This window comes from Actinokineospora iranica (assembly GCF_900101685.1).
Taxonomy (GTDB): domain Bacteria; phylum Actinomycetota; class Actinomycetes; order Mycobacteriales; family Pseudonocardiaceae; genus Actinokineospora; species Actinokineospora iranica.
Window position 1 is genome coordinate 74,757 of sequence record NZ_FMZZ01000001.1, and the last position, 20,339, is coordinate 95,095.

Here is a 20,339-nt window from a genome sequence, read left to right on the forward strand (position 1 = left end):
CGGCGCCCCTGCGCTAGATGAGGTCAGCGGCGTGGGGGTTCGGGTTCCTCTTCGGGCACGTCGGTGAAGGCGTCGGTGTTGGTGAGGGTGGTGAGCAGGTAGCGCGCGGCGGGGTGGTCGAGGGCGTCCTCGGGGACGGCGGCGGCGAGGCGGCGCAGGGCGCGCAGGTGGACGGTCGCGGCGGTGTGGGCGTGGCGTAGGGCGGTCAGTTCGGCGGAGTGGCGGGCTTCGTCGGCGGTGCGGGAGTCGAGGGTCGAGTGGGCCACGGCCAGGGCGGCGGTGAGCCTGGTGTGCTCGGCGGTCAGGTGGTCGCGGGCGGCGGTGAGGGTGGCGACCTGGTCGGTGAGAGTGGCGAGGTTGGCTTGCGCGTTGCGCGCGGCCGCGGTGGCGGCGGCCAGTTTTTCCTGGGTGTCCCGCAGGGTCGCCTGGTCGGCGGCGTGGGCCTGGGTGAGGTCGGCGATGGTGGCCTGGGCGGCGTGGGTCGCGGCGGTCGCGGTGTCGAGGTCGGCTTGGAGGTCGCGCAGGGCCGCGCGGTCCGCGTCGCGGGCCGTGGTGAGGCGGTCGACGGTTTCGGTGAGTTTGTCGGCTCGTGCGGTGGCCGCGTCGCGGGTTTTGGCCGCGTCGGCGGCGGCCGTGGCGGCGTCGACGCGGGCCTGTTCGGCGATGGCCGCCTGTTTTGCCGCCTCGGCGGCCTTCTTGCGGTCGTCGGTGGCTTGTTTGCGGGCCTCGTCGCGGTCGCGGCGGGCTTGTTCGGCTTCCGCGCGGGCCGCGTCGGCGGCGGCCGCGGCTTCGGCGCGGGCGTGCTCGGCCGCCAGCGTGGCCCGTGCGGCGCGCTCGGCGTGCGCCTCGGCTTCCGCGACGCGCAGCGCCTCGGCCCGGACGACTTCCTGTTGCCGGTCCACGGCGGCGGTGGTCTCGGCCAGCGCGGCGGCGACCGGGGCCAGGACGGTCCGCAGGCTGGTCACGGTGTGGTCCAGCACGACCAGGGGGTCTTCCGCGGCGGTGTCGCCGCGGGCTGTGCGGTAGAGGACCACCGCGGCTCCGTGGCGTTTGCAGGAGAAGGTCCCGTCGTCCCAGCGGCCCTCGCCCTCGGGGCAGTACCGCAGCCGGGGTCCGCCGCGGGCTCCGGCGCGTTCGGGCAGCGGCTGCGCGCAGCACAGGCACCGGGATTCCTCGGCCGCGCCTGGAACATCGCTTCCGGTGTCGTTCGCCGCGTTCTCCTGCGACAGCTGAGCCATGCTTGATCCTCAAAGTTAGTAGTAACTACCCATAGAGCATAGTCTCAAGCAACTAACCAGCCCAACAGGGCTTGGTATAGCATCTATGCCTACAGAAGTGTGCTTCTGTAGGCATAGACTTGCGGCAGGACAACGAGGCGACGGAGCGAAGCGCACAGTGACCGAAATCGACCTGACCGTGACCGTCCCCAAGGTGGCGGAAAACCAGGACCCCGGTGACGACGTGCTCGTCGCCGGGGTGTGGCCGGGGGTGGCGGACCCGCCGGAGTTGCTGACCGCCGTGGCGGACTGGCTGGCCGGGTACGGCAACACCGGCACCCGGCACACCTACGCGGGACAGGCGCTGGGCCTGCCCACCAAACCGGAGGACATCGGCCGGTGGGCCACCGTCCCCGACGCCCCGCGCGGCTGGTCGACCGCTGTCCGCCGCTACGCCGCGGTGATGCGGCGGCCGACCGAACCCGCCCGCACCGGGCACGCGCCGCCCCCCGCGCCGCCGGGGCGGTTGCGGCACCTGCACTGGTTCCGGTGGTGCGCCACCCAGGGGCTGGACCCGCTCGCGGCGCGCGCCGCGCACGCGAAGGCGTGGCTGGCCGACCTCACCGCGGCGGGAGCCGCGGTGAGCACCTGCGACAAGATGCTCGGCGCCGTGCGCGCCCTCTACGACCACCTCGTCGCCGACGATCTCGCCGAGACCAACCCGGCCGCCCTCAACCGCAAGCGGCTCGGCCTGACCGCGGCCCGCTCTGGCGCTTCCCGGACCATCACCCTCGCCGACGCCGAGGTCGCCGCCCTCTACCACTTCGCCGGTCGCCTGCCGCGGCAGCGTGAGCTGGACCGGCTCCGGGCCCGCGCGGTCGTCGCCCTGTTCACCGCCGGGGTCCGGGTCAGCGAGCTGTGCGACCTCGACCGCGGCGACCTGCACCGCAACCGCGGCCACCGGGCGCTGCGGGTGCACGGAAAGGGCGCGAAGGACCGCATCGTCTACCTCGCCGCCCCGGTCGCCGCCGCCGTGGACGACTACCTGCTGGCCTTCGACAGCGCCACCGGCAACTCCCCCGCTCCGCGCGGGCGCCAGGCGGCGGGCAGCTCACCGCTGCTGGTCAACCGCGGCGGCCGCCGCTGCACCCGGCAGGCCATCTGGGAACTGCTGCGCCGCATCGCCCGCGCCGTCGACCCGGACGAGAAGGGCCTCGCGGCGACCCTGCACCCGCACGCCCTGCGGCACTACTACGTCACCACCGCGATCCAGGAAGGCGCCCAGGTCGCCGACGTCGCGGTCGACGTCGGCCACGCCAGCGTCGACACCACCCGCCACGTCTACAGCTCCGCCGCCCCCGACCCCGCCCGGTCCTCCGGCGACCTGGTCGCCCGACGCGTCTTCGGCGCCACCGACTGACCCGGCGGAAGCGTGCCGCACGCCCATGCCGAGGCACAGCGGGAGACCTTGACCGGTCGCGGCAGCCGGATCAGGCGATAAGCAGACGCACGCCAAGCTCTGCCGCGTCCAGATCGACGAGGTCGCGGTTGCTTTCGGACCACCGGCCGGAGGCGAGGTCAGCACGGAGGCCGCGCACTGCCCGCTGCTCGGCGACTGGCCCGACTCTGGCCCAGACCGACATTCCGCGGCGGATATCCGCGTCCAGGTACGCCTCGGGTCGGCGCCAGTAGGCCTCGTAGAAGCCGTCCGCGCAGTCCCACGGGATGAGCACCGGTTCCACCCGGGCTCCGATCGAGCGGGCCAACTCGGCCAGCGACGGCCTGCCGAGGAGAAGGCCTGCGCGCTCGGGCAGATAATCGCGATCCAACCAGAACAGGCCCAGGGCGCTGAAGTCCTTCGTGAACACCACCACGCGGCGAGCGACACGCCGCATCTCGCGCAGACCCGCGATCGGGTCCTGCCAGTGATCGATGGTGGCGAAAGCCATCGCGGCGTCGAAGGACTGGTCGGCGAATGGAAGGCTCTCCGCGAAGGCAGCCACGCACGGCGCCGCGCCTGCGGGGCGCTGCGCCCGCATGACCGCCGACGGCTCCACCGCGGTGACCTCACGGTCGGAGGGCTCGTAAGAGCCCGCGCCCGCCCCGACATTGAGCACGGTCCGCGCGTCGCCGAGCGCGGCCCAGACCTGGACCGCGATCCGCGACTCGGTGCGCCGCGTCACCGCGTAGGTCGCCCCGATGGCGTCGTACAGCCGCGCGTGGGACATCAGGGCGCCTCCATCTCCAGGTGGCGGATCGACCGCCGCCGCGGATCGTTGTCGGGGTCCACCGTGATCTCCATACTGCCGATCCCAGGGCGACTGCGTGAGCAGCGACGACGACGTGCCTGCTGATCGGCGCGTCTTGGTCGAGGCCCGCGGGCAGGCCTCGACCAAGACGTCGGCGGGGTCGGATCAGGGGATGTCGGCCGCGCGGGCGCGGGCCAGCGCCTCGGCGTGGTCCTGCGGGAGCAGGTACCCCGCGTCGCGGGCGCGGTCGGCGGCGGTGGTGAACGCGCGCACGTACGCGTCGTGGTCAGGGTAGCGGGCGGTGAGCCTCGCGGGGCTGAACGGGGTGGTGGAGCCGAGCAGCAGGCACGCGCCGAGGACGTTGCCGCCGCTGTTGCGCGGGGCGTAGGTCGCGACCGGCGCGTCGAGGTCCGGCAAGCGGACGCCGCCGCGGGCGTTCTGGTCGCCGTCGCGGACGACGAACACCCCGAACAGGCTCTCGATCATCGGCGCGACCGGCGGCGCGACACCGCGGCGCACCCACTGGTCGAGGTGGTGGTAGGCGGCGTTCTGCGCGTAGCGGGAGGGCATGTTGTTGACGGGTTTGTCGCACGTGGTGGGCGCGCCGTCGTTGATGGCGTGGTCGCGGGCGTTGATGGCGTCGTAGAGGTCGAGGCCGTGCTTGTCCGCGTGCGCGGTGCCCGCGACCTCCCAGGTCCGCACCCGCTCGGTGTTCTGCCGGACGGCGGCGGAGGTGACGATGTCGGTCTCGGACTGCAGCACGAACACCGGGACCCGCAGGTCGGTTCGGATCTTGGCGCGGGCGGGCGCCGAGACGCCGGTGGAGATGGGCGCCGCGCCGCCGCCGCGGCCGTGGACGAGGAACCCGTCGAAGGCGTTGGCGGTGGGCTGGATCGCGTTGGCGTAGGTGGTCAGCCTGCCCGCGGACTGCGAGTGGCCGGAGGCGAGCACGACGCTGGGGGTGGCGCCGCCGAGCAGCTCCGGCCGGGTGCGCACGGCCTGGGCGGCCTGGGTCAGGATGTCGTAGGACAGCGCGTCGTCGCTGATGTCGACGCCCGGGTAGCGGGCCGGGTCGAGGGCGCGGAGCTTGTCGGCGCCCCGCTTCTGCGCGGTCACCCCGACATAGGCGTATCCGGCCCGGGTGAAGTGCTCGTAGGACTGGGACAGGTCGACGGGGATGTCCACACCGAAGCTGACATTGAGCCATTCGACGATGACGGTGCCGTTGAACTTGGCCGGGTCGGTGGGACGCTCGACCAAAAGCCGGGTTGTGTAGGAATTGCCCTGGGAGGCGACCCGGGTGGCCCATTTCCCGTTTTCCGTCCAGGAGCCGTCCTGCTGATAGGTGTCGGCCTCGCCGGACATCAGGTACTCGAGTTCGGTGTATCCGGGCAGGTCGGCCAGGCCCGCGACGCCCGCGACCGGGTGCCCCTTCCCCGCCGCTGCGGCGATCGGGGTCACCGTGGGACCTTCCTCGGTTTGCGCTGCCCCCGCTGTGTGGACGCCACCGATCAGGCCTACCGCGGCCACCGCGGCCACCGCTATTCGCACTGGCGTGCTTTGAGACATGTGCGACAACCTCCGCTGAGGGAAACGAATCCGGGTCGTCGCGAACGGTAACCACGGCGTTCGGCGTTCGGCTTCGTCCGGAATACGTAGACATCCACACTTAGACCTGCGGAACGCCTTTTCCGTCGAGGTCGGGCGCCCAGGCAGCCTGAATCGCGTGATAGAGCGCGGCGACCGATTCTCGGCCTGCCAACTCGGCGTCGGTGATGGGCACCCACTCCCGGTACGCGGCCAGCAGGCGGTCCGCTGCGGCCGGGTCGTCGCGGCGGTGGCTGGCGGCGAACAGCTGCCAGCTCACCACGTCGTGCAGCAGCGGCCCCGGCTTGGGGTGCCCCAGTCGATCAGGGCCAGCGTCCCGGCGCCCGCGCGGCGTAGGACCTCCGGCGCGGGGTCGCCGTAGAGGACGCCGTGGGTGAGCCCGACGCGCCGGCCGAAGTCGCGGACCTCGGCGACGGCGGCGGCGAGGTCGCCACCACCGCGCCCGCCGATCCGGTCCGCTTCCTCCCCGGTTCGATGAAACGCGGTGTGTCGAAGAACAGTTTGACCGCGTAATCGACGCCGCCCGCGCGTACTTTCCAGACCCGGGACCGGTCGCCGAGGTCGGTCAGCTCCGCGACCACCTGGATTTCCGGCAGCCGCCACGCCCGCAGCCACCCGCGCAGGCTCCGCGCCACATCACCCAATGCCCTGCCCCCCGTTTTCGTCGAGGAACGGTACTACCGGGACTGCCTGTCGGGCTTGAGAATTACGAGCCGCCCGCAGGCGGACGCGGACGGAGTGTCAAACGAGGACAGCCGACTACGTCACCCTGGGTCGGGTGCCGATGACGACGGTGGCGCCCAGGTCAGCCTCGGTCGCCACCCGCGGGGTCAGGCCGCTGCCCGCGAAGCAGGCCGCGGTCCTGGGCGCCTGGCCCGCACTGGTCTCGACCAGCAGGTGACCGCCCGGGGCCAGCCACTGGGCGGCCTCGCGGGCCACCCGGCGGGCGACGTCGAGGCCGTCGGCACCGCCGTCGAGCGCGACCCGGGGCTCGTGCAGGCGGGCTTCCGGGGGCAGCAGGCCGAGCGCGTCGGTGGGGACGTAGGGGGCGTTGGCGACCAGCACGTCGACGCGGCCGCGCAGGGCGGCGGGCAGCGGCCGGTAGAGGTCGCCCGCATAGACGTGGCCTGCGGCGCCGATGTTGCGGGCGGCGCAGCGGGCGGCGGCCGGGTGAATGTCGACCGCGTGCAGGTCGATGCCCGGGCGGGCGGCGAGCAGCGCGGCGCCGACCGCACCCGAGCCGCAGCACAGGTCGACCACGACGGTCCCGGCGAGTGCGGTGGCCTGGTCCACGAGGAACTCGGTGCGGCGGCGGGGGACGAACACGCCGGGGTCGACCGCGATCCGCAGGCCGTGGAACTGCGCCCAGCCGAGCAGGTGCTCCAGCGGTTCGCCCGCGACGCGGCGCCGCACCAGGGCGTCGAGTTCGGCGGGTGCGCCCGCCTCGACGAGGAGCCTGGCCTCGTCCTCGGCGAACACGCACCCGGCCGCGCGCAGCCGGGCGGCGATGGTGGGAGAAAAGGGGACTGACAGTGACATGAGCGCCTCTCGCCGGATGCCGACGGGCGCTCTCCCGGTCACCTATCCGATGTGGACGGTGTGGCCGTGCGGCGAGAGCACCCGACCTGGACTAGCGGTCATGGGTTCCCACCTCCTCGACGCCTGCACCACGGGACCGGGCCAGGCTACCGGAGCGGGCCGCCACCGAGGCGCGCGGCCTGGGATTGCAGGTAGCGGCGCTCCGGGAGGCTCAGGGTGCGCCGTGCGGCCAGCCGGTAGGACTCCGCGGCCGCGGCGGTGTCGCCCGCGAGTTCCAGCAGGTGCGCGCGCACCGCGTCGAGCCGGTGGTGCCCGCGCAGCCGGGTGTCGAGGGTGGCGAGCAGGTCCAGCCCCGCGCGCGGGCCGTGGACCTTGGCCAGGGCGACCGCCCGGTTGAGGGTGACCATCGGGTTGGGCGCGACGCGGTCGAGGATGCCGTAGAGGATCAGGATCTGCGCCCAGTCGGTCTCGCCGGTGCTGGGGGCCTCGGCGTGGACGGCGGCGATCGCGGCTTGCAGCAGGTACTCCCCCAGCGGCGCGTGGGCGAGGGTGTCGGTGACCAGGGCGACGCCCTCGGCGATCTCGGCGCGGTCCCAGCGGCCGCGGTCCTGCTCGGCGAGGGGGACCAGGGCGCCGTCGGCTGTGGTGCGGGCGGCGCGGCGGGCGTCGGTGAGCAGCATCAGGGCGAGCAGGGCGCAGACCTCGCCGTCGGCGGGCAGCAGCCGGTGCACGACGCGGGCGAGGCGGATCGCCTCCGCGGTGAGGTCGGGGCGGCGCAGGTCGGGGCCGGAGGTGGCGGTGTAGCCCTCGTTGAAGATCAGGTAGAGCACGTGCAGGACGACCCGCAGCCGGGCCGGGTCGGGCGGGTCGCGGAAGGTGGCGCCTTTGATCCGCTGCTTGGCGCGGCTGATCCGCTGGGCCATGGTGGCCTCGGGCACCAGGAACGCGTGCGCGATCTGGGCGGTGGTCAGGCCGCCGACCGCGCGCAGGGTCAACGCCACCTGCGATGGCGGCGACAGGTCGGGGTGGCAGCACAGGAACAGCAGGGCCAGGGTGTCGTCGGTGTGCCGGGGGTCGGGCTCGTCGGGGCCCGCGGCGAGCAGGTCCGGGGAGCAGGTGGCGGCCTCGCGGCGGCGGCGGGCGGTCTCGCCGCGCCAGTGGTCGGTGAGTTTGCGGCCCGCGACGGTGACCAGCCACGCCATCGGGTCGGCGGGCACGCCCTTGTCCGGCCAGTGGACGGCGGCGGCGAGCAGCGCCTCCTGCACGGCGTCCTCGCAGGCGTCGAAGTGCCCGTGGTGGCGCACGAGGACGCCGAGGACCCGCGGCCCGTGCAGGCGCAGCAGGTCCTCGATCGCCCCGGGGGGTGTGCTCACACGTCCGGCCCGGCGGAGAACATCACCGGGCGCACCTCGACGGCCAGGCCGTCGATCTTGGTGTCCGGGATGAGCCGGGCCAGTTCGATCGCGCGTTCCCGGCTCTCGCAGTCGACCAGGTAGAAGCCGCCCATGTACTCCTTGGCCTCCAGGAACGGGCCGTCGGTGACCACGGGCACGCCGTCGCGGGCGGCGACGACCGCGCTGGCGCTCGGATCGCCCAGGGCCTGGGTGACGATCAGCTCCCCGGTCTCCCGCATCGTCTTCATCAGCTGCTCGTGGCCGTTGCCGATCGCGGCCTTCTCGTCCTCGGTCAGGGCTTCCAGGATGGCCGGGTTGATCTGCATGATCAGCAGGTACTTCACGCTTCGCGCTCCTCGGTTCGCCGCGCCCGCCATCGGGGCGCTTTCGCGGGGAAGACGGAGACGACGACAGGTTCTCTACACCGGCCAGGATATTTCTCGGACCGGTTCTACGAGTGGTCCCGCAGCGGCGCGGCGAGCGACGGGTCGCCGTCGAGGTCGCGCATGAGGGTGGGCCGACGCATCCACACCCCGTGCGGGCGGGCGAGCAGCCGCTCCAGCGGCTCCGGCTCGCCCAGGTGGAAGCCCTGGGCGACGCGCACGCCGAGCCGGGACAGGGCCTCGACCTGGGTGGCGCGCTCGACCCACTCGGCGACCACGGACAGCCCCAGGCCGCGGGCGATGTCGACGATGCCCTGCACCAGCACCGTGTCACGGCTGCCGTAGTCGATGCCGTGCACGAACTCGCCGTCGATCTTCAACCCGGTGATGGGCAGCTGCTTGAGGTGCACGAACGAGCCGAACCCGGAGCCGAAGTCGTCCAGGGTGATCCGGCAGCCGCTGGCCCGAAGCTGCTGGGCCAGGCTGCGGGCGGCGTCGAGGTTGGTGACCGCGGCGGTCTCGGTGATCTCGAACCCGAGGCGGCCGGGGGCGACCCCGGCGGCGGTGAGCCGGTCGAGGACGAAGTCGCCGAAGTCCTCGTCCTCCAGGGTGCGGCCGGAGACGTTGACGTTGAACCGCAGCCCCGGGTACGGGTGCTCCACCAGGGTCTCGATGGCCTTGCCCGCGACCCAGCGGTCTATCTCGAAGACCAGGTCGCTGCGCTCGGCGGCGAGCAGGAACTCCCCCGGCCCCAGCCGCGGCTCGCGGCCGTCCTCCAGGCGCAGCAGCAGCTCGTGGCCGATGACCCGGCCGCTGCCCAGCTTCACCATCGGCATGGCGTGCAGGACGAACCCGCCGTCGGCGAGCGCGGCGCGGACCCGCTCGACCACGGTGACCCGCAGCGCGGTGTCCTGGTAGTGGCCCTGCTCGTAGACGGTGACCCGGTTGCGGCCCGCCGCCTTGGACGCGTAGAGGGCCATGTCGGCGTTGGCCAGCACCTCCTGCCAGCCCACCCCGGAGTCGAAGGTGGCGATGCCGACGCTGACGGTGATCCGGCTGGCCCCGGCGACCCCGCTCATCGGGATCGCGGCGATCGCGTTGCGCAGCCGGTCGGCGGCGGCGACGGCCTCGCGCTCGTCGGTGTCGGCCAGCACCGCGGCGAACTCGTCGCCCGACAGCCTGCCCAGGACCTGCCCGCTGCCGATGCGGTCGCGCAGCAGCGACGCCAGCGTGCACATCACCCGGTCCCCGGTGGGGTGGCCGTGCAGGTCGTTGATGTCCTTGAAGTGGTCGAGGTCGAGCAGCAGGAACGCCCCGCGCGCGCCCAGCGCGAGCTGCCGCTCCAGCTCCCTGGTCAGCGCGCGCCGGTTCGGCAGCCCGGTCAGCGGGTCCTCGTCGACCATGCGCAGCAGCTCGTCCTGGTGGGCGGCCAGCCCGGCCGCGTCCAGCTCCCGCGCCCGCCACCGGGACACGTCGGTCACCCGGTAGAGCAACTGCCGGTCGGTCGCGGCGGTGCAGCGGATCTCCAGCCAGCGGTGGCCCGCGCCGTCGGGCAGCGGGAAGGAGATCACGACGTCGGTCTCCCGGGGCGCGTCCGGGGCGCCCGCGAGCAGCGCGGTGAGCGAACGGTCGACACTCTGCGCCGCGGTGAGACCCAGCAGGGCCGTCATGGCGGGATTGACCCACCTGATCTGGCCGCGGTGGTCGGTGAGCGCGAAGGCGGTGTCGGTGGCGGCCACCACCTCCGCCGGGGCGGTCGATGGATCCGTCACCCGGCCTCCCTCACCCGTTCTCGTGGGGACATGAGCACGAAGCGTAGTGGACCGGTCATGATCAGCGCAGTCGCTCGAGCCCCTTGGCGCTCAAGTGGACGCGTTCGGCCAGTTCGCCCAGCTCATCGCGGTCGGCCCCGTCGCGGGCCGCGGTCAGGACGTCCTCGGCGGCGCAGCGCAGCGCGAACAGGCGATCCTGCAGGTCAGCGAGCTCCGCGGCGGACAGCACGACCGCGTCCTCCGGCAGCCCGCCGCGCTGCACGGCGGTCCGCCGCTCGTAGGCGCGCTGCCTGCACGCCTGGGCGCAGTAGCGGCGGGGCCTGCCCGCGCGGGTGTCCTCGGGCAGTTGGGCGCCGCACCAGCCGCACGGCCGGGCCTCGTCGCGGCGCCGGGTCGGCTCCGCCAGTCGGGTAATCGCAGCCATACCGCTGGACGCTAGCCGGACACTTTGCGTGCACCGCGCAGCCACGCCGCTGGGGCACACTCGACGGGTGCGATCCGACAGATCCGAGCGATCCGTTCACGGGTTCCTCCACGGCCCTCACCCGCGCGCGTTCGTCCACCGCGGGTGGCACTACGACGACCTCGCGGGCATGGAGAACTCCCTGTCCGCGTTCCGGCGGGCGGTCGCCGAGGGGTACCGGTACCTGGAGACCGACGTGCACGCCACCCGCGACGGGGTGGCCGTGGTCCACCACGACGCGCGGCTGGACCGCACCACCGACAAGGTCGGGCTGGTCGCCGAGCAGACCTGGCGGACGGTGGCGCAGGCCAAGATCGACGGCCGGGAGCCGGTGTGCCGGTTGGCGGACCTGCTCGAAGAGCTTCCGGACGCGCGGGTGAACATCGACGTCAAGTCGACCGCGGCGATCGAGCCGGTGCTGTCGGTGCTGCGCCGCGCCAAGGCCGAGGACCGGGTGTGCCTGGCCTCGTTCTCCGAGGCGCGCCTGGCCCGGGTGCGCAGGCTCGCCGGTCCGGGGGTGCTGACCTCGATGGGGATGCGGGCGATCACCGCGTTCTGGGCGGCGCGGCGGCTGCCCGCGACCTGGACGCGGCCGGGAAAGCGGCCGCTGCTGGCGCAGGTGCCGGTGCGGCACGGGCCGCTGCGGGTGGTCGACAAGGAGTTGGTCGCCTCGGCCCGCCGCCGCGGCGCGGAGGTGCACGTGTGGACCATCGACGAGCCGCAGCAGATGCGCGAACTGCTCGACCTGGGCGTGGACGGCATCATGACCGACCGGCCCAAGGTGCTGCGGGACGTGCTGATCGAGCGCGGCCTGTGGCAGCGGATCTGACTCGACCTCCACTCGACCTCCAGTGTCCATCGCCACTGTTGACCTCCAGTGGAGTGCAGGTGCTGGCATAGGCCCATGACGACCACAGCGCCCGACCAGACCCCCGACGCTCCCGGCTCGGCGCGGGCCGGGTCCGAGCCGATCGACTGGGGCATCGCCGACCTCGACCTCGACGCCTACCTGGCCAGGATCGGGGCGCCCCGGCGCGCGCCGTCCGCCGCGGCGCTGCGGGTACTGCACATCGCGCACGTGCGGACCATCCCGTTCGAGAACATCGACACCGCCACGGGCACTCCCCCGGCGCTGGACGTGGCCGCCGTGGCGGCGAAGCTGGTCGGCCGCGGCCGAGGCGGGTACTGCTACGAGCACGCCACCCTGTTCGCCGCCGCCGCGCAGCGCCTGGGGTACCCGGTGCGCAGGCGGATCGCGCGGGTGCGGCCGCACCGGTCGGGCCCGCGCACGCACATGGTGCTGGTGGTGACCGCGGACGGGGTGGAGCACCTGGCCGACGTGGGGTTCGGCGCGGGCCTGTGGGCTCCGATGCCGCTGGTGGACGGGGCGCGCGGCGACCACGCCGGATGGGCGCACCGGCTCGACCGGCGCGGCCCGCTGTGGCTGCTGTCGCGCCGCTCGGGGCGGGAGTGGGAGCCGCTGCACGAGTTCGACGACACCGAGCAGCGGCCGATCGACTTCGCCCTGTCCCACCACTACACCGCCACCCACCCCCGGTCGCCGTTCGTCGGCAAGCCGGTCGTGACCCGGCTCAGCGAGGGGATGTGCAGGCGGCTGGTGGGCGACGAGCTGCGCGTCGAACGGCCGGACGGGTCGGCGCGGACCACACCGGTTCCCCCGGAGCGGCTCGGCGAGGTGCTGCGCGGGCTCGGCGTCGAGCTGAACGACGACGAATTGTCCCGGCTGGTGACCACAGTCTCGGCCGGACCGGGCATCCTGACGCCGTGACCGAGACACGCGAAGATCCGCTCGACCGCGCTTACCGGGAGCCGGTAGACCTGCCGGGCAAGACTGTGGAGCTGCTGACCGACGTCACGGGGGTCGTCGTCGACGTCGGCGGCGACCGGAGAATCGGGCGCCGGTTACGGCAGTCCCGGCCCGATCTCACCGTGGTCGCCGTCGACCGGGCGCGGGCGGACGTGGCGGGCGAGGCGTGCGCGCTGCCGCTGCGCTCGGGCCGCGCCGCCGCGGTGCTGGCCCCGCATCTGCTGCGCGCGGTCGCCGACATCGACGCCGTGCTCGCCGAGTTCGCCCGGGTGCTCGCCCCCGGCGGGCTGGTGGTGGTCTCCGCCAACGCCCTGGGCGACCTGCGGGAGCTGCGCGCGCTGTGGTGGGCCGCGGCGCGCGACTGCGGTGTGGTGGACCCGCCGCCGTTCCTCGACGCGGACGAGAGCTTCCCACTCGACCACGCGCAGGCGTGGCTGTCGCGGCACTTCGGCGAGGTGACCGTGACGCCGCTGCGCAGCACGGTCGCGGTGCCCGCCGAGGCCGCGCTGGCCCTGGTCGCGTCGTCGCGGCCAGAGGAGACCGACGTGACCTGGGAGCTGCTGGCCTCCATCGTCGAGCGCCGCGTCCGAGACGTGGTCGCCGCCGAGGGCGGGTTCACCCTGACCACGATCACCGGCGTGGCCACCGGCGTCCGCGCGGGCTGACCGCGCCCCGCCCGCGACCCGAGGCCGCAGTCGTCCGGTCGTGGATCAGGTGTGGGACAGGGCTGTGGGCCGGTAACCGATCACCGGTAGTGGATCATCGGAGCAGTACCCTCCGCGGGGAAAGCGGCATCACTCGACAGTGGAGGCGGCGTTGAGCATGGTGGACGACAGCACCCCGGCCGCGGCCGCCGCCCGAAAGCGGGAGCAGAGCGGCTGGTGCTGGTACGACTGGGCGAACCAGGTGTTCCCCACCTCGGTCACCACCGTGTTCGGCTCGCTGTACCTGACCGAGGTCGCGGCCACCGCCGCCACCGCCGACACCGGCCGCAACGGGCCCGACCCGTGCCCGGCCGACGCCGCGGGCAACACCGACAAGCTGCGCGACTGCGACATCAGCCTGTTCGGGCTCGACTTCCCCGCCGGGTCGCTGTGGGGCTACCTGCTCTCGGTCGCGACCGTCGTGCAGGTGCTGATCGTGCCGCTGATGGGCGCGATCGCCGACCGGTCGCCCAACAAGAAGCCGATGCTGGCCCTGTTCGCCTTCGGCGGCGCCACAGCCACCGTGGCGATGGCCCTGGTCAGCGGCGCGAACTGGGGACTGGGCGTGGTCCTGTTCATCCTCGCCAACATCGGCTACGGCACCTCGGTGGTCATCTACTACTCGTACCTGCCCGAGATCGCCACCGCCGACGAGCGCGACGGCCTCTCGACCAAGGGCTGGGCGTTCGGGTTCCTCGGCGGCGGCACCGCGCTCGCCCTGCAACTGGTGATCTACCTGTTCCGCGACAGCTTCGGCATCACCGCGGGCAACGCCGCGCAGATCGCGTTCCTGCTCTCGGGCCTGTGGTGGGCGCTGTTCACCCTCATCCCGCTGCGCCGCCTGCGCGGGAGCCACCACCGCCCGCAAGCCGCGCCGGTCGAGGGCTCGGCGGTCACCGCCGGGTTCCGCGAACTGCGCGACACGCTGCGCCACGCCCGCGCGTTCCCGCTGACCCTGGCGTTCCTGGGCACCTACCTGATCTACACCGACGGCATCGCCACGGTCGCGAACGTCTCGGCGCAGTACGGGCGCGAGGAACTCAAGTTCGAGGCCGACGTGCTGATCACCACGATCCTCATCGTGCAGTTCGTCGCGTTCTTCGGCGGCGTCGTGCACGGTGTCATCGCCCGCCGCATCGGCGCGAAGAAGACCATCATGATCAGCCTGTCGGTGTGGGTGCTCGTCATCGGCGCCGCCTACTTCGTGCAGGCCGGGCAGGCGGTGCAGTTCTACGCCCTCGCGGGCGGCATCGGCCTGGTCCTGGGCGGCACGAACGCCCTGTCGCGGTCGCTTTTCAGCCAGATGGTGCCCCCGGGCAAGGAGGCCCAGTACTTCGCGGTCTACGAGATCGGCGAGCGCGCCACCTCCTGGCTGGGCCCGCTGCTGTTCGCCATCATGGCCGGGGCCACCGGCTCCTACCGCTACGCGATCATCTCGCTGGTGGTGTTCTTCGCCATCGGGCTGGTGCTCATGTGGTTCGTGCCGGTCCGCCGCGCCATCGCCGCCGTGGGCAACCCGGCGCCCAAGGTCCTCTAGGTCCTGTCTCGAAGTACCGGCGCGGCTGGCGTGTGCCGGTACTTCGAGACAGGACCTGGGGACGGTTTCGCTGATCATCAATCCCACCTGCCGCGCGCCGCGGGCCACGCCCTAGGGTTTCGCGGGTGGAGTCGAACACCGAGGGCGCCGACCCGACCGACGCGCTGTCCGCGGTCCCCGCCGCTGGCTCGCGCCGCGCGGTCCCGGTCGTGGGGCACCTGCGCTTCTACTACGGGCCGATGGACTGCGGGAAGTCCACCCTGGCCCTGCAGGTCGACCACAACCAGGCCCGGCAGGGCCGCAAGGGGCTGCTGCTGGTGCACCGGGACCGCTCCGGCCTGCCGCAGATCACCAGCCGCATCGGGATCACCCGCCAGGCCGTCGAGGTGCACGCCGGGGTCGACCCGCGGGACCTGGTCCGCGCGCGCTGGGCGAGCGGGTCCCGTGTGGACTACCTCATCGTCGACGAGGCCCAGTTTCTCGTGCCCGAGCAGGTCGAGCAGCTCGCGGTCCTCGCCGACGACTCCCAGGTGGACGTCTACTGCTTCGGGATCGCCACCGACTTCCGCGGCAGGCTCTTCCCCGGGGCGCGGCGGCTGTTCGAGCTCGCCGACGAGCTGCTGCCGGTCCAGGTCGACGTGCTGTGCTGGTGCGGGCTGCCCGCCCGCTTCAACGCGCGGGTCCAGAACGGGCGCATCACCCATGAGGGCGACACGGTGGTGGTCGCGGACACGGAAACCACCCATGTCGACACTAACGGTGACCACACTGACACCTCGACTTCCACTACCGTGCGTTACCAGGTGTTGTGTCGACGGCACTTCAGACTCGGCGACCTGGGTGCGGACGCGGGTGTTCAGGGGCAGCTCACATTCGCCTGACCGGGTCCTTCCCGGGTACCATCCCCCAAGTGGGTGAGATGTTCATGTCCATCGCGCGAAATTGCGTCACGAACGCGGCTTCGGGGCATCTCTTAAGAGGATGCTGTTGTTGACGGGTGAAGCTTGTCACCCTGAGCAATCGCGGCGGGGGTGGCGGGAATCCATTTCTTGATCCGCTCGTTGCTCTGGGTAAGCAACACCCTGGTCCACTCGAGTGGACCGAGTTGAAAGGACACCGCTATGGCCGACCGTGTTCTCCGTGGTAGCAGGCTTGGGGCGGTCAGCTACGAGACTGACCGCAATCACGACCTCGCCCCCCGCCGTACGGTCCGGTACGCGTGCCCGAAAGACCATGACTTCGAGGTCCCGTTCTCCGACGACGCCGAAGTCCCCTCGGTCTGGGAGTGCCGCCTGCACGGCACCGAGTCCAAGATGATCGACGGCTCGGACCCCGAGCCGAAGAAGGTCAAGCCGCCGCGCACGCACTGGGACATGCTGCTGGAGCGCCGCACCATCCCGGAGCTGGAGGACCTGCTGACCGAACGGCTGCAGGAGCTTCGCGGCAGGCGCAGCCGCACCGCCTGACCACCTGGCCGACGGCCGCCCGGAACTCCCCCCATCCGGGCGGCCGTCCCTTGCCCAGGGCATGTGTGAGGCCCCCTCCCCGGTCACTGAACTGCTCCCCGGAAGCCAGAACTGAGTTCACAGTCCAACTTCCGGGGAGCAGTTCACACTCGGGAAGGGGGCCTCACCTGTGTGCCGGGCCAGGGGTCAGCGGGTGAACAGGGCCTTGAGCTGGGTGCCGCGGCGGCGCAGACCCCACTTCGTGACCCGGATCAGGGCCTCGCGGACGATGTTGCCGCTCATCTTCGACTCGCCGTGCTCGCGGTCGGCGAAGGTGATGGGCACCTCGACGACGGTGAAGCCCGCCTCGATCGTGCGCCACGCCAGGTCGATCTGGAAGCAGTAGCCCTGCGAGGCCACGTTGTGCAGCCGCAGCTTCTCCAGCACAGCCCTGCGGTAGGCGCGGTAGCCGCCGGTGAGGTCCTTGACCTTCGCGCCCAGCGCCATCCGCGAGTACAGGTTCGCGCCGCGGGAGAGGACTTCCCGCCGGATCGGCCAGTTGACGACCTTGCCGCCCGCGACCCACCGGGAGCCGATCGACAGGTCCGCGTCGCCGAGGGCGTCGAGCAGCCGCGGCAGGTCCTCCGGGGCGTGCGAGCCGTCGGCGTCCATCTCCACGATCACCGCGTAGTCCCGCTCCAGCGCCCACTGGAACCCGGCGACGTAGGCGGCGCCGAGCCCGGCCTTCTGCGTGCGGTGCAGCACGTTGATCCGCTCGTCGTCGGCGGCGAGCTCGTCGGCCAGGTCGCCGGTGCCGTCCGGGCTGCCGTCGTCGACCACCAGGACGTGCGTCTTGGGCGCGGCGGCGTGCAGCCGCTTCACGATCGGCCCGAGGTTCTCCCGCTCGTTGTAGGTCGGGATCACCACCAGGACCGGTTCAAGCTGCCCCTGGCCGTGCGGCTGGTCCGCCATCGGTTTTCCTCCTCGCCGGGGTGCGCGCGCACCCCGGTCCGATATGTCTACTCGTCGTTGCCTGCCGCGGGTGAGACGTCCCGCGCGGCAGACCGTTCACGCCTGCTCGACACCAGTCCCACGACCAGCGCGGCCACGGCAGCGGCCACCATGGCCCGTTCGGGCCACGCACCCAGTCGGTCCGCCATCGTAGCCGCCGCCCGCAACGGCACGCGCTCGACCAGCGCCGCCGGGGCGAACAGGCCTGTGCTCTGGGTCACCGTGCCGTCGGGCAGGACGATGGCGGAGACGCCGCTGGTGGCGGCGACCACGACGCTGCGGCCGTGTTCGACGGCGCGCACGCGGTCCATGGCGAGCTGCTGGTAGGTCATCTCGCTGCGGCCGAAGGTGGCGTTGTTGGTGGGCACGGCCAGCAAGGTGGAGCCGTTGGCGACCGACTCGCGGACCACCCCGTCGAAGGCGACCTCGTAGCAGGTGGCCAGCGCCACCCGGGCCGGTCCCATCGGGAACACGGTGGGCTCCGTGCCGGGGACGAAGCGGCCCGCGCGGTCGACCGCGGCGCTGAACAGCCGGAAGAACCCGCGCATCGGCATCGTCTCGCCGAAGGGCTGCAACTGCCGCTTGGTGTACTCGGCGACCGGCCCGGCCTGGGGGTCCCAGAGGATCACGGTGTTGCGCGGCAGCCCGTCGTCGCCGACGAGGACCGCGCCGACGGCGATGGGGGCGCCGACGGCCTTGGCGGCGCGGTCGATGCGCTCGCGGGCGTCGCGGTTGCGGTAGGGGTCGATGTCGGAGGCGTTCTCCGGCCAGATCACCAGGTCGGGCTGGGGGACCCGGCCCGCGCGGATGTCGGCGGCCAGTTCCTCGGTGCGCCGGACGTGGTTGTCGAGCACCGCGCGGCGCTGGGCGTTGAAGTCCAGCCCGGCGCGCGGGACGTTGCCCTGGATGGCCGCGACGGTGGCCTCGCCCGCGTCGGGGGCGGCGCTCGCCAGCGGGATGGCGCCCAGGCCCGCGGCGAGGGGGAGCACGGCGGCGAGCGCGGGGACGGCGAGCAGCCGGGGCGCGGTGGCGCGGGCGGCGAGCAGCCGGGCGAGCTCGCCCAGGCCGAACCCGGTGAGGGTGACCGCGAGCGCGATCAGCGGGGTGCCGCCGAGGGCGGCCAGCGGCAGGAACGGGCCTTCGGGCTGGCTGAACGCGATCTTGCCCCAGGGGAAGCCGCCGAAGGGGACCACCGCGCGCAGGGTCTCCCCCGCCACCCACAGCAGCGCCGCCCACAGCACCCGCCCGCGCAGCCCGCTCACCGCGGCGATCGCCGCGCACGCGACACCGACGAGCAGGGCCTGCAGGAAGCTCAGCGGCAGCCAGGCGACCGGGCCGACGAACACCCCGGTCCAGGCCAGCAGCGGGGTCATGAACCCGAGGCCGAACAGCAGCCCGTAGCCCAGGCCAGCGCGAGCGCGGCGGCCGTGCAGGACCCAGCCGAGGACGGCGAACCCGATCGGCGCCAGCCACCACGTCGGCCGCGGCGGGACGCTGAGGAACACCAGGCCGCCCGCGGCGAGCACGGCGAGGCAGCGCAGCAGCACGGGCAGCGCGCGGGCCCGGGCTGCCGGGCTCGCGGGACCGGTGAGTCCGGGTTCCGGGGACAGGGCGGGGGCGACCACGCGCTCAGCGTACGGGCGGGCCTGTGTGATTCCCGCTTCGGGAACCGGATCGTCACCTGGCGGATAATCCCTGGTCACAGCCTTAGCTAAACCTTTACTTGAGGGTTAGAGTGCCCGAGTCTCACCCTCTGGTCGAGGATTAGCCGAGATCGTCGGGGGCGCGGTGCTAGCGTCGCCCGGTGAGCGAGCAGCGAGTGGGCGGCCCCCGGAACCTGGTCGACCTGAGCCACCCGATCCGGCACGGGATGGTGACCTACCCGGGGCTGCCGGGCCCGGAGATCAGCGATCACCTCGGCCGGGCGGAGTCCCGCGCCCACTACGGGCCGGGCACCGAGTTCCACATCGGGCGGATCACGATGGTCGCCAACACCGGCACCTACCTCGACAGCCCGTTCCACCGCTACGCCGACGGCGCGGACCTGGCGGCGCTGCCGCTGGACAGGCTCGCCGACCTCGACGGGATCGTGGTCGACGCGGGCGGGCGGCGGGTGATCGGGCGGGCGGCGCTGCTGGGGCGGGAGGTGGCGGGCCGCGCGGTGCTGGTGCGCACCGGCTGGGACACGCGCTGGGGCACCGAGGAGTACTTCACCGGGCACCCGCACCTGACCGCCGATGCCGCGGACTGGCTCGTCGCCCAGGGCGCGGCGCTGGTCGGGATCGACAGCCTCAACATCGACGACACCGACGACCCGGCCCGCCCCGTGCACACCGCGCTGCTGGGCGCGGGTATCCCGGTGGTCGAGCACCTGCGCGGACTCGACCGGCTGCCGCCCGCCGGGTTCCGCTTCCACGCCGTGCCCGCCCCGGTGGTCGGCTTCGGCACGTTCCCGGTCCGGGCGTACGCGGTGCTCTAGACGCAGGAGGGAGGGCCCGGTGGGCGCTGACGAGGTCGTGGACAGCCCGCGTGATTTCGTCGCCCGGCACATCCGCCGCTACGTCGAGTCCGGCGGCCGGGAGACCGAGGTCGCGCGCGGCCTGGAGATGCTGCTGCTGACCACCCGGGGCAGGCGCTCGGGCAAACGCCGCCGCACCGCCCTGGTCTACGGCCAAGACGACGGCCGCTACGTGCTGGTCGCCTCCGACGGCGGCGCGCCCCGGCACCCGTCCTGGTATCTGAACCTGGTGGCCGACGGGCAGGTGGAGGTGCAGGTGGGCCCGGAGACCTTCCTGGCCCGCGCCCGCCCGGCCACCGCGGCGGAGAAGCCGCGGCTGTGGCACCTGATGACGTCCCTGTGGCCGGATTACGACTCCTACCAGGCCAAGGCCGCCCGCGAGATCCCGCTGGTAGTGGTGGAGCCGCTGCCCGAGCGCTGATCGCCGCGTCACCCCTACGCGCGTGGGCGCCCACCGGCCGCTCCGCTAGGTTGACGACCAGTGACGCACAGCGACGCCGTGGCCGAGCACAAGGCCGCGTTCGCCGCGGGCCTGCTTGAGACGCCCGAGTCGTTCGACCAGGGCTATGGCCCGTTCCTGGAGGCTCTGCTGGGGATCGCGGACACCGACAGGGACGGCCTGCTGACCGAGGGGGAGAACTGGCCGCTCGGCCCACTGCCCGACGCCTAGC

22 protein-coding genes are annotated in these 20,339 nt (G+C 73.0%); 11 read left to right on the top strand and 11 right to left on the bottom strand.

Annotated features, from left to right (window positions below):
- Positions 1 to 23: 23 nt before the first annotated feature.
- The gene (locus BLS56_RS00365; protein ID WP_091446863.1) at positions 24 to 1,238 is read right to left on the bottom strand and encodes a hypothetical protein; all 1,215 of its coding nucleotides are present in this window, start codon (positions 1,236 to 1,238) and stop codon (positions 24 to 26) included.
- 157 nt (positions 1,239 to 1,395) lie between these two features.
- On the opposite strand from BLS56_RS00365, the gene BLS56_RS00370 reads away from it, so the two are divergent.
- Positions 1,396 to 2,637 (top strand): tyrosine-type recombinase/integrase, encoded by a 1,242-nt coding sequence (locus tag BLS56_RS00370; protein WP_228771251.1) that lies wholly within the window; start codon positions 1,396 to 1,398, stop codon positions 2,635 to 2,637.
- A 70-nt stretch (positions 2,638 to 2,707) separates the two neighbouring features.
- Here the strand turns inward: BLS56_RS00370 and BLS56_RS00375 are convergent, their stop codons facing one another.
- From BLS56_RS00375 to BLS56_RS00385, 3 genes are all read right to left on the bottom strand, one after another.
- Entirely contained in the window at positions 2,708 to 3,445 is a 738-nt protein-coding gene (locus BLS56_RS00375; RefSeq protein ID WP_091446869.1) for a class I SAM-dependent methyltransferase, read from the bottom strand.
- A gap of 186 nt (positions 3,446 to 3,631) precedes the next feature.
- A complete protein-coding gene (locus BLS56_RS00380; RefSeq protein ID WP_139190444.1) occupies positions 3,632 to 5,017 on the bottom strand; it encodes an alpha/beta hydrolase domain-containing protein in 1,386 nt (461 codons plus the stop codon).
- Between the two features lie 118 nt (positions 5,018 to 5,135).
- Complete coding sequence (locus BLS56_RS00385; protein ID WP_091446873.1) at positions 5,136 to 5,333, bottom strand: hypothetical protein; 198 nt, start codon at positions 5,331 to 5,333, stop codon at positions 5,136 to 5,138.
- A gap of 110 nt (positions 5,334 to 5,443) precedes the next feature.
- Between BLS56_RS00385 and BLS56_RS31120 the strand changes: the two genes are divergently transcribed.
- Positions 5,444 to 5,587, top strand: a complete 144-nt coding sequence (locus tag BLS56_RS31120; RefSeq protein ID WP_175482589.1) for a hypothetical protein — start codon at positions 5,444 to 5,446, stop codon at positions 5,585 to 5,587.
- 246 nt (positions 5,588 to 5,833) lie between these two features.
- Here the strand turns inward: BLS56_RS31120 and BLS56_RS00390 are convergent, their stop codons facing one another.
- The 5 genes from BLS56_RS00390 to BLS56_RS00410 form a co-directional block, all read right to left on the bottom strand.
- The gene (locus tag BLS56_RS00390; RefSeq protein WP_091446874.1) at positions 5,834 to 6,613 is read right to left on the bottom strand and encodes a putative protein N(5)-glutamine methyltransferase; all 780 of its coding nucleotides are present in this window, start codon (positions 6,611 to 6,613) and stop codon (positions 5,834 to 5,836) included.
- A gap of 146 nt (positions 6,614 to 6,759) precedes the next feature.
- A complete protein-coding gene (locus BLS56_RS00395) occupies positions 6,760 to 7,986 on the bottom strand; it encodes an RNA polymerase sigma factor (RefSeq protein ID WP_091446877.1) in 1,227 nt (408 codons plus the stop codon).
- On the bottom strand, positions 7,983 to 8,351 hold the full coding sequence (locus BLS56_RS00400) for a YciI family protein (protein ID WP_091446880.1): 369 nt from the start codon (positions 8,349 to 8,351) through the stop codon (positions 7,983 to 7,985). Before BLS56_RS00400 ends, BLS56_RS00395 begins: the two co-directional genes overlap by 4 nt.
- Positions 8,352 to 8,458: 107 nt before the next feature.
- Entirely contained in the window at positions 8,459 to 10,162 is a 1,704-nt protein-coding gene (locus BLS56_RS00405; protein WP_091446883.1) for a putative bifunctional diguanylate cyclase/phosphodiesterase, read from the bottom strand.
- Between the two features lie 61 nt (positions 10,163 to 10,223).
- Entirely contained in the window at positions 10,224 to 10,586 is a 363-nt protein-coding gene (locus BLS56_RS00410) for a hypothetical protein (protein ID WP_091446886.1), read from the bottom strand.
- A gap of 67 nt (positions 10,587 to 10,653) precedes the next feature.
- Here BLS56_RS00410 and BLS56_RS00415 point away from each other — a divergent pair, with 67 nt between their 5' ends.
- The 6 genes from BLS56_RS00415 (at position 10,654) to BLS56_RS00440 (ending at position 16,160) form a co-directional block, all read left to right on the top strand.
- Positions 10,654 to 11,454 (top strand): glycerophosphodiester phosphodiesterase, encoded by an 801-nt coding sequence (locus tag BLS56_RS00415; RefSeq protein WP_228771252.1) that lies wholly within the window; start codon positions 10,654 to 10,656, stop codon positions 11,452 to 11,454.
- A 75-nt stretch (positions 11,455 to 11,529) separates the two neighbouring features.
- Entirely contained in the window at positions 11,530 to 12,414 is an 885-nt protein-coding gene (locus BLS56_RS00420) for an arylamine N-acetyltransferase family protein (protein WP_091446892.1), read from the top strand.
- A complete protein-coding gene (locus BLS56_RS00425; RefSeq protein WP_175482590.1) occupies positions 12,411 to 13,118 on the top strand; it encodes a methyltransferase domain-containing protein in 708 nt (235 codons plus the stop codon). Before BLS56_RS00420 ends, BLS56_RS00425 begins: the two co-directional genes overlap by 4 nt.
- A 157-nt stretch (positions 13,119 to 13,275) precedes the next feature.
- Positions 13,276 to 14,694, top strand: a complete 1,419-nt coding sequence (locus BLS56_RS00430) for an MFS transporter (protein ID WP_091448647.1) — start codon at positions 13,276 to 13,278, stop codon at positions 14,692 to 14,694.
- Positions 14,695 to 14,819: 125 nt separating this feature from the next.
- On the top strand, positions 14,820 to 15,575 hold the full coding sequence (locus BLS56_RS00435) for a thymidine kinase (RefSeq protein ID WP_091446898.1): 756 nt from the start codon (positions 14,820 to 14,822) through the stop codon (positions 15,573 to 15,575).
- 240 nt (positions 15,576 to 15,815) lie between these two features.
- Positions 15,816 to 16,160: an RNA polymerase-binding protein RbpA gene (locus BLS56_RS00440; RefSeq protein WP_091446900.1), complete on the top strand. Its 345-nt coding sequence runs from the start codon at positions 15,816 to 15,818 to the stop codon at positions 16,158 to 16,160.
- A gap of 186 nt (positions 16,161 to 16,346) precedes the next feature.
- Here BLS56_RS00440 and BLS56_RS00445 read toward each other — a convergent pair whose 3' ends face one another.
- Both BLS56_RS00445 and lnt read right to left on the bottom strand, forming a co-directional pair.
- Complete coding sequence (locus BLS56_RS00445) at positions 16,347 to 17,111, bottom strand: polyprenol monophosphomannose synthase (RefSeq protein WP_091446903.1); 765 nt, start codon at positions 17,109 to 17,111, stop codon at positions 16,347 to 16,349.
- 47 nt (positions 17,112 to 17,158) lie between these two features.
- Positions 17,159 to 18,775 (bottom strand): apolipoprotein N-acyltransferase, encoded by a 1,617-nt coding sequence (lnt, locus tag BLS56_RS00450; RefSeq protein WP_091446905.1) that lies wholly within the window; start codon positions 18,773 to 18,775, stop codon positions 17,159 to 17,161.
- 179 nt (positions 18,776 to 18,954) lie between these two features.
- Here lnt and BLS56_RS00455 point away from each other — a divergent pair, with 179 nt between their 5' ends.
- Genes BLS56_RS00455 through BLS56_RS00465 form a run of 3 tightly spaced genes read left to right on the top strand, consistent with a single transcriptional unit; the run spans position 18,955 to position 20,338 of the window.
- A complete protein-coding gene (locus BLS56_RS00455) occupies positions 18,955 to 19,629 on the top strand; it encodes a cyclase family protein (protein WP_228771253.1) in 675 nt (224 codons plus the stop codon).
- 19 nt (positions 19,630 to 19,648) lie between these two features.
- The gene (locus tag BLS56_RS00460) at positions 19,649 to 20,089 is read left to right on the top strand and encodes a nitroreductase family deazaflavin-dependent oxidoreductase (protein WP_091446908.1); all 441 of its coding nucleotides are present in this window, start codon (positions 19,649 to 19,651) and stop codon (positions 20,087 to 20,089) included.
- Between the two features lie 60 nt (positions 20,090 to 20,149).
- Positions 20,150 to 20,338, top strand: a complete 189-nt coding sequence (locus tag BLS56_RS00465; protein WP_091446911.1) for a hypothetical protein — start codon at positions 20,150 to 20,152, stop codon at positions 20,336 to 20,338.
- Position 20,339 lies beyond the last annotated feature (1 nt).

Excerpts from the sequence above, each read along its gene's own strand:
- BLS56_RS00365 (WP_091446863.1), bottom strand. The coding sequence starts at position 1,238 with ATGGCTCAGCTGTCGCAGGAGAACGCGGCGAACGACACCGGAAGCGAT.
- BLS56_RS00375 (WP_091446869.1), bottom strand. The coding sequence starts at position 3,445 with ATGTCCCACGCGCGGCTGTACGACGCCATCGGGGCGACCTACGCGGTG.
- BLS56_RS00390 (WP_091446874.1), bottom strand. The coding sequence starts at position 6,613 with ATGTCACTGTCAGTCCCCTTTTCTCCCACCATCGCCGCCCGGCTGCGC.
- BLS56_RS00410 (WP_091446886.1), bottom strand. The coding sequence starts at position 10,586 with ATGGCTGCGATTACCCGACTGGCGGAGCCGACCCGGCGCCGCGACGAG.
- BLS56_RS00420 (WP_091446892.1), top strand. The coding sequence starts at position 11,530 with ATGACGACCACAGCGCCCGACCAGACCCCCGACGCTCCCGGCTCGGCG.
- BLS56_RS00430 (WP_091448647.1), top strand. The coding sequence starts at position 13,276 with ATGGTGGACGACAGCACCCCGGCCGCGGCCGCCGCCCGAAAGCGGGAG.
- BLS56_RS00440 (WP_091446900.1), top strand. The coding sequence starts at position 15,816 with ATGGCCGACCGTGTTCTCCGTGGTAGCAGGCTTGGGGCGGTCAGCTAC.
- BLS56_RS00445 (WP_091446903.1), bottom strand. The coding sequence starts at position 17,111 with ATGGCGGACCAGCCGCACGGCCAGGGGCAGCTTGAACCGGTCCTGGTG.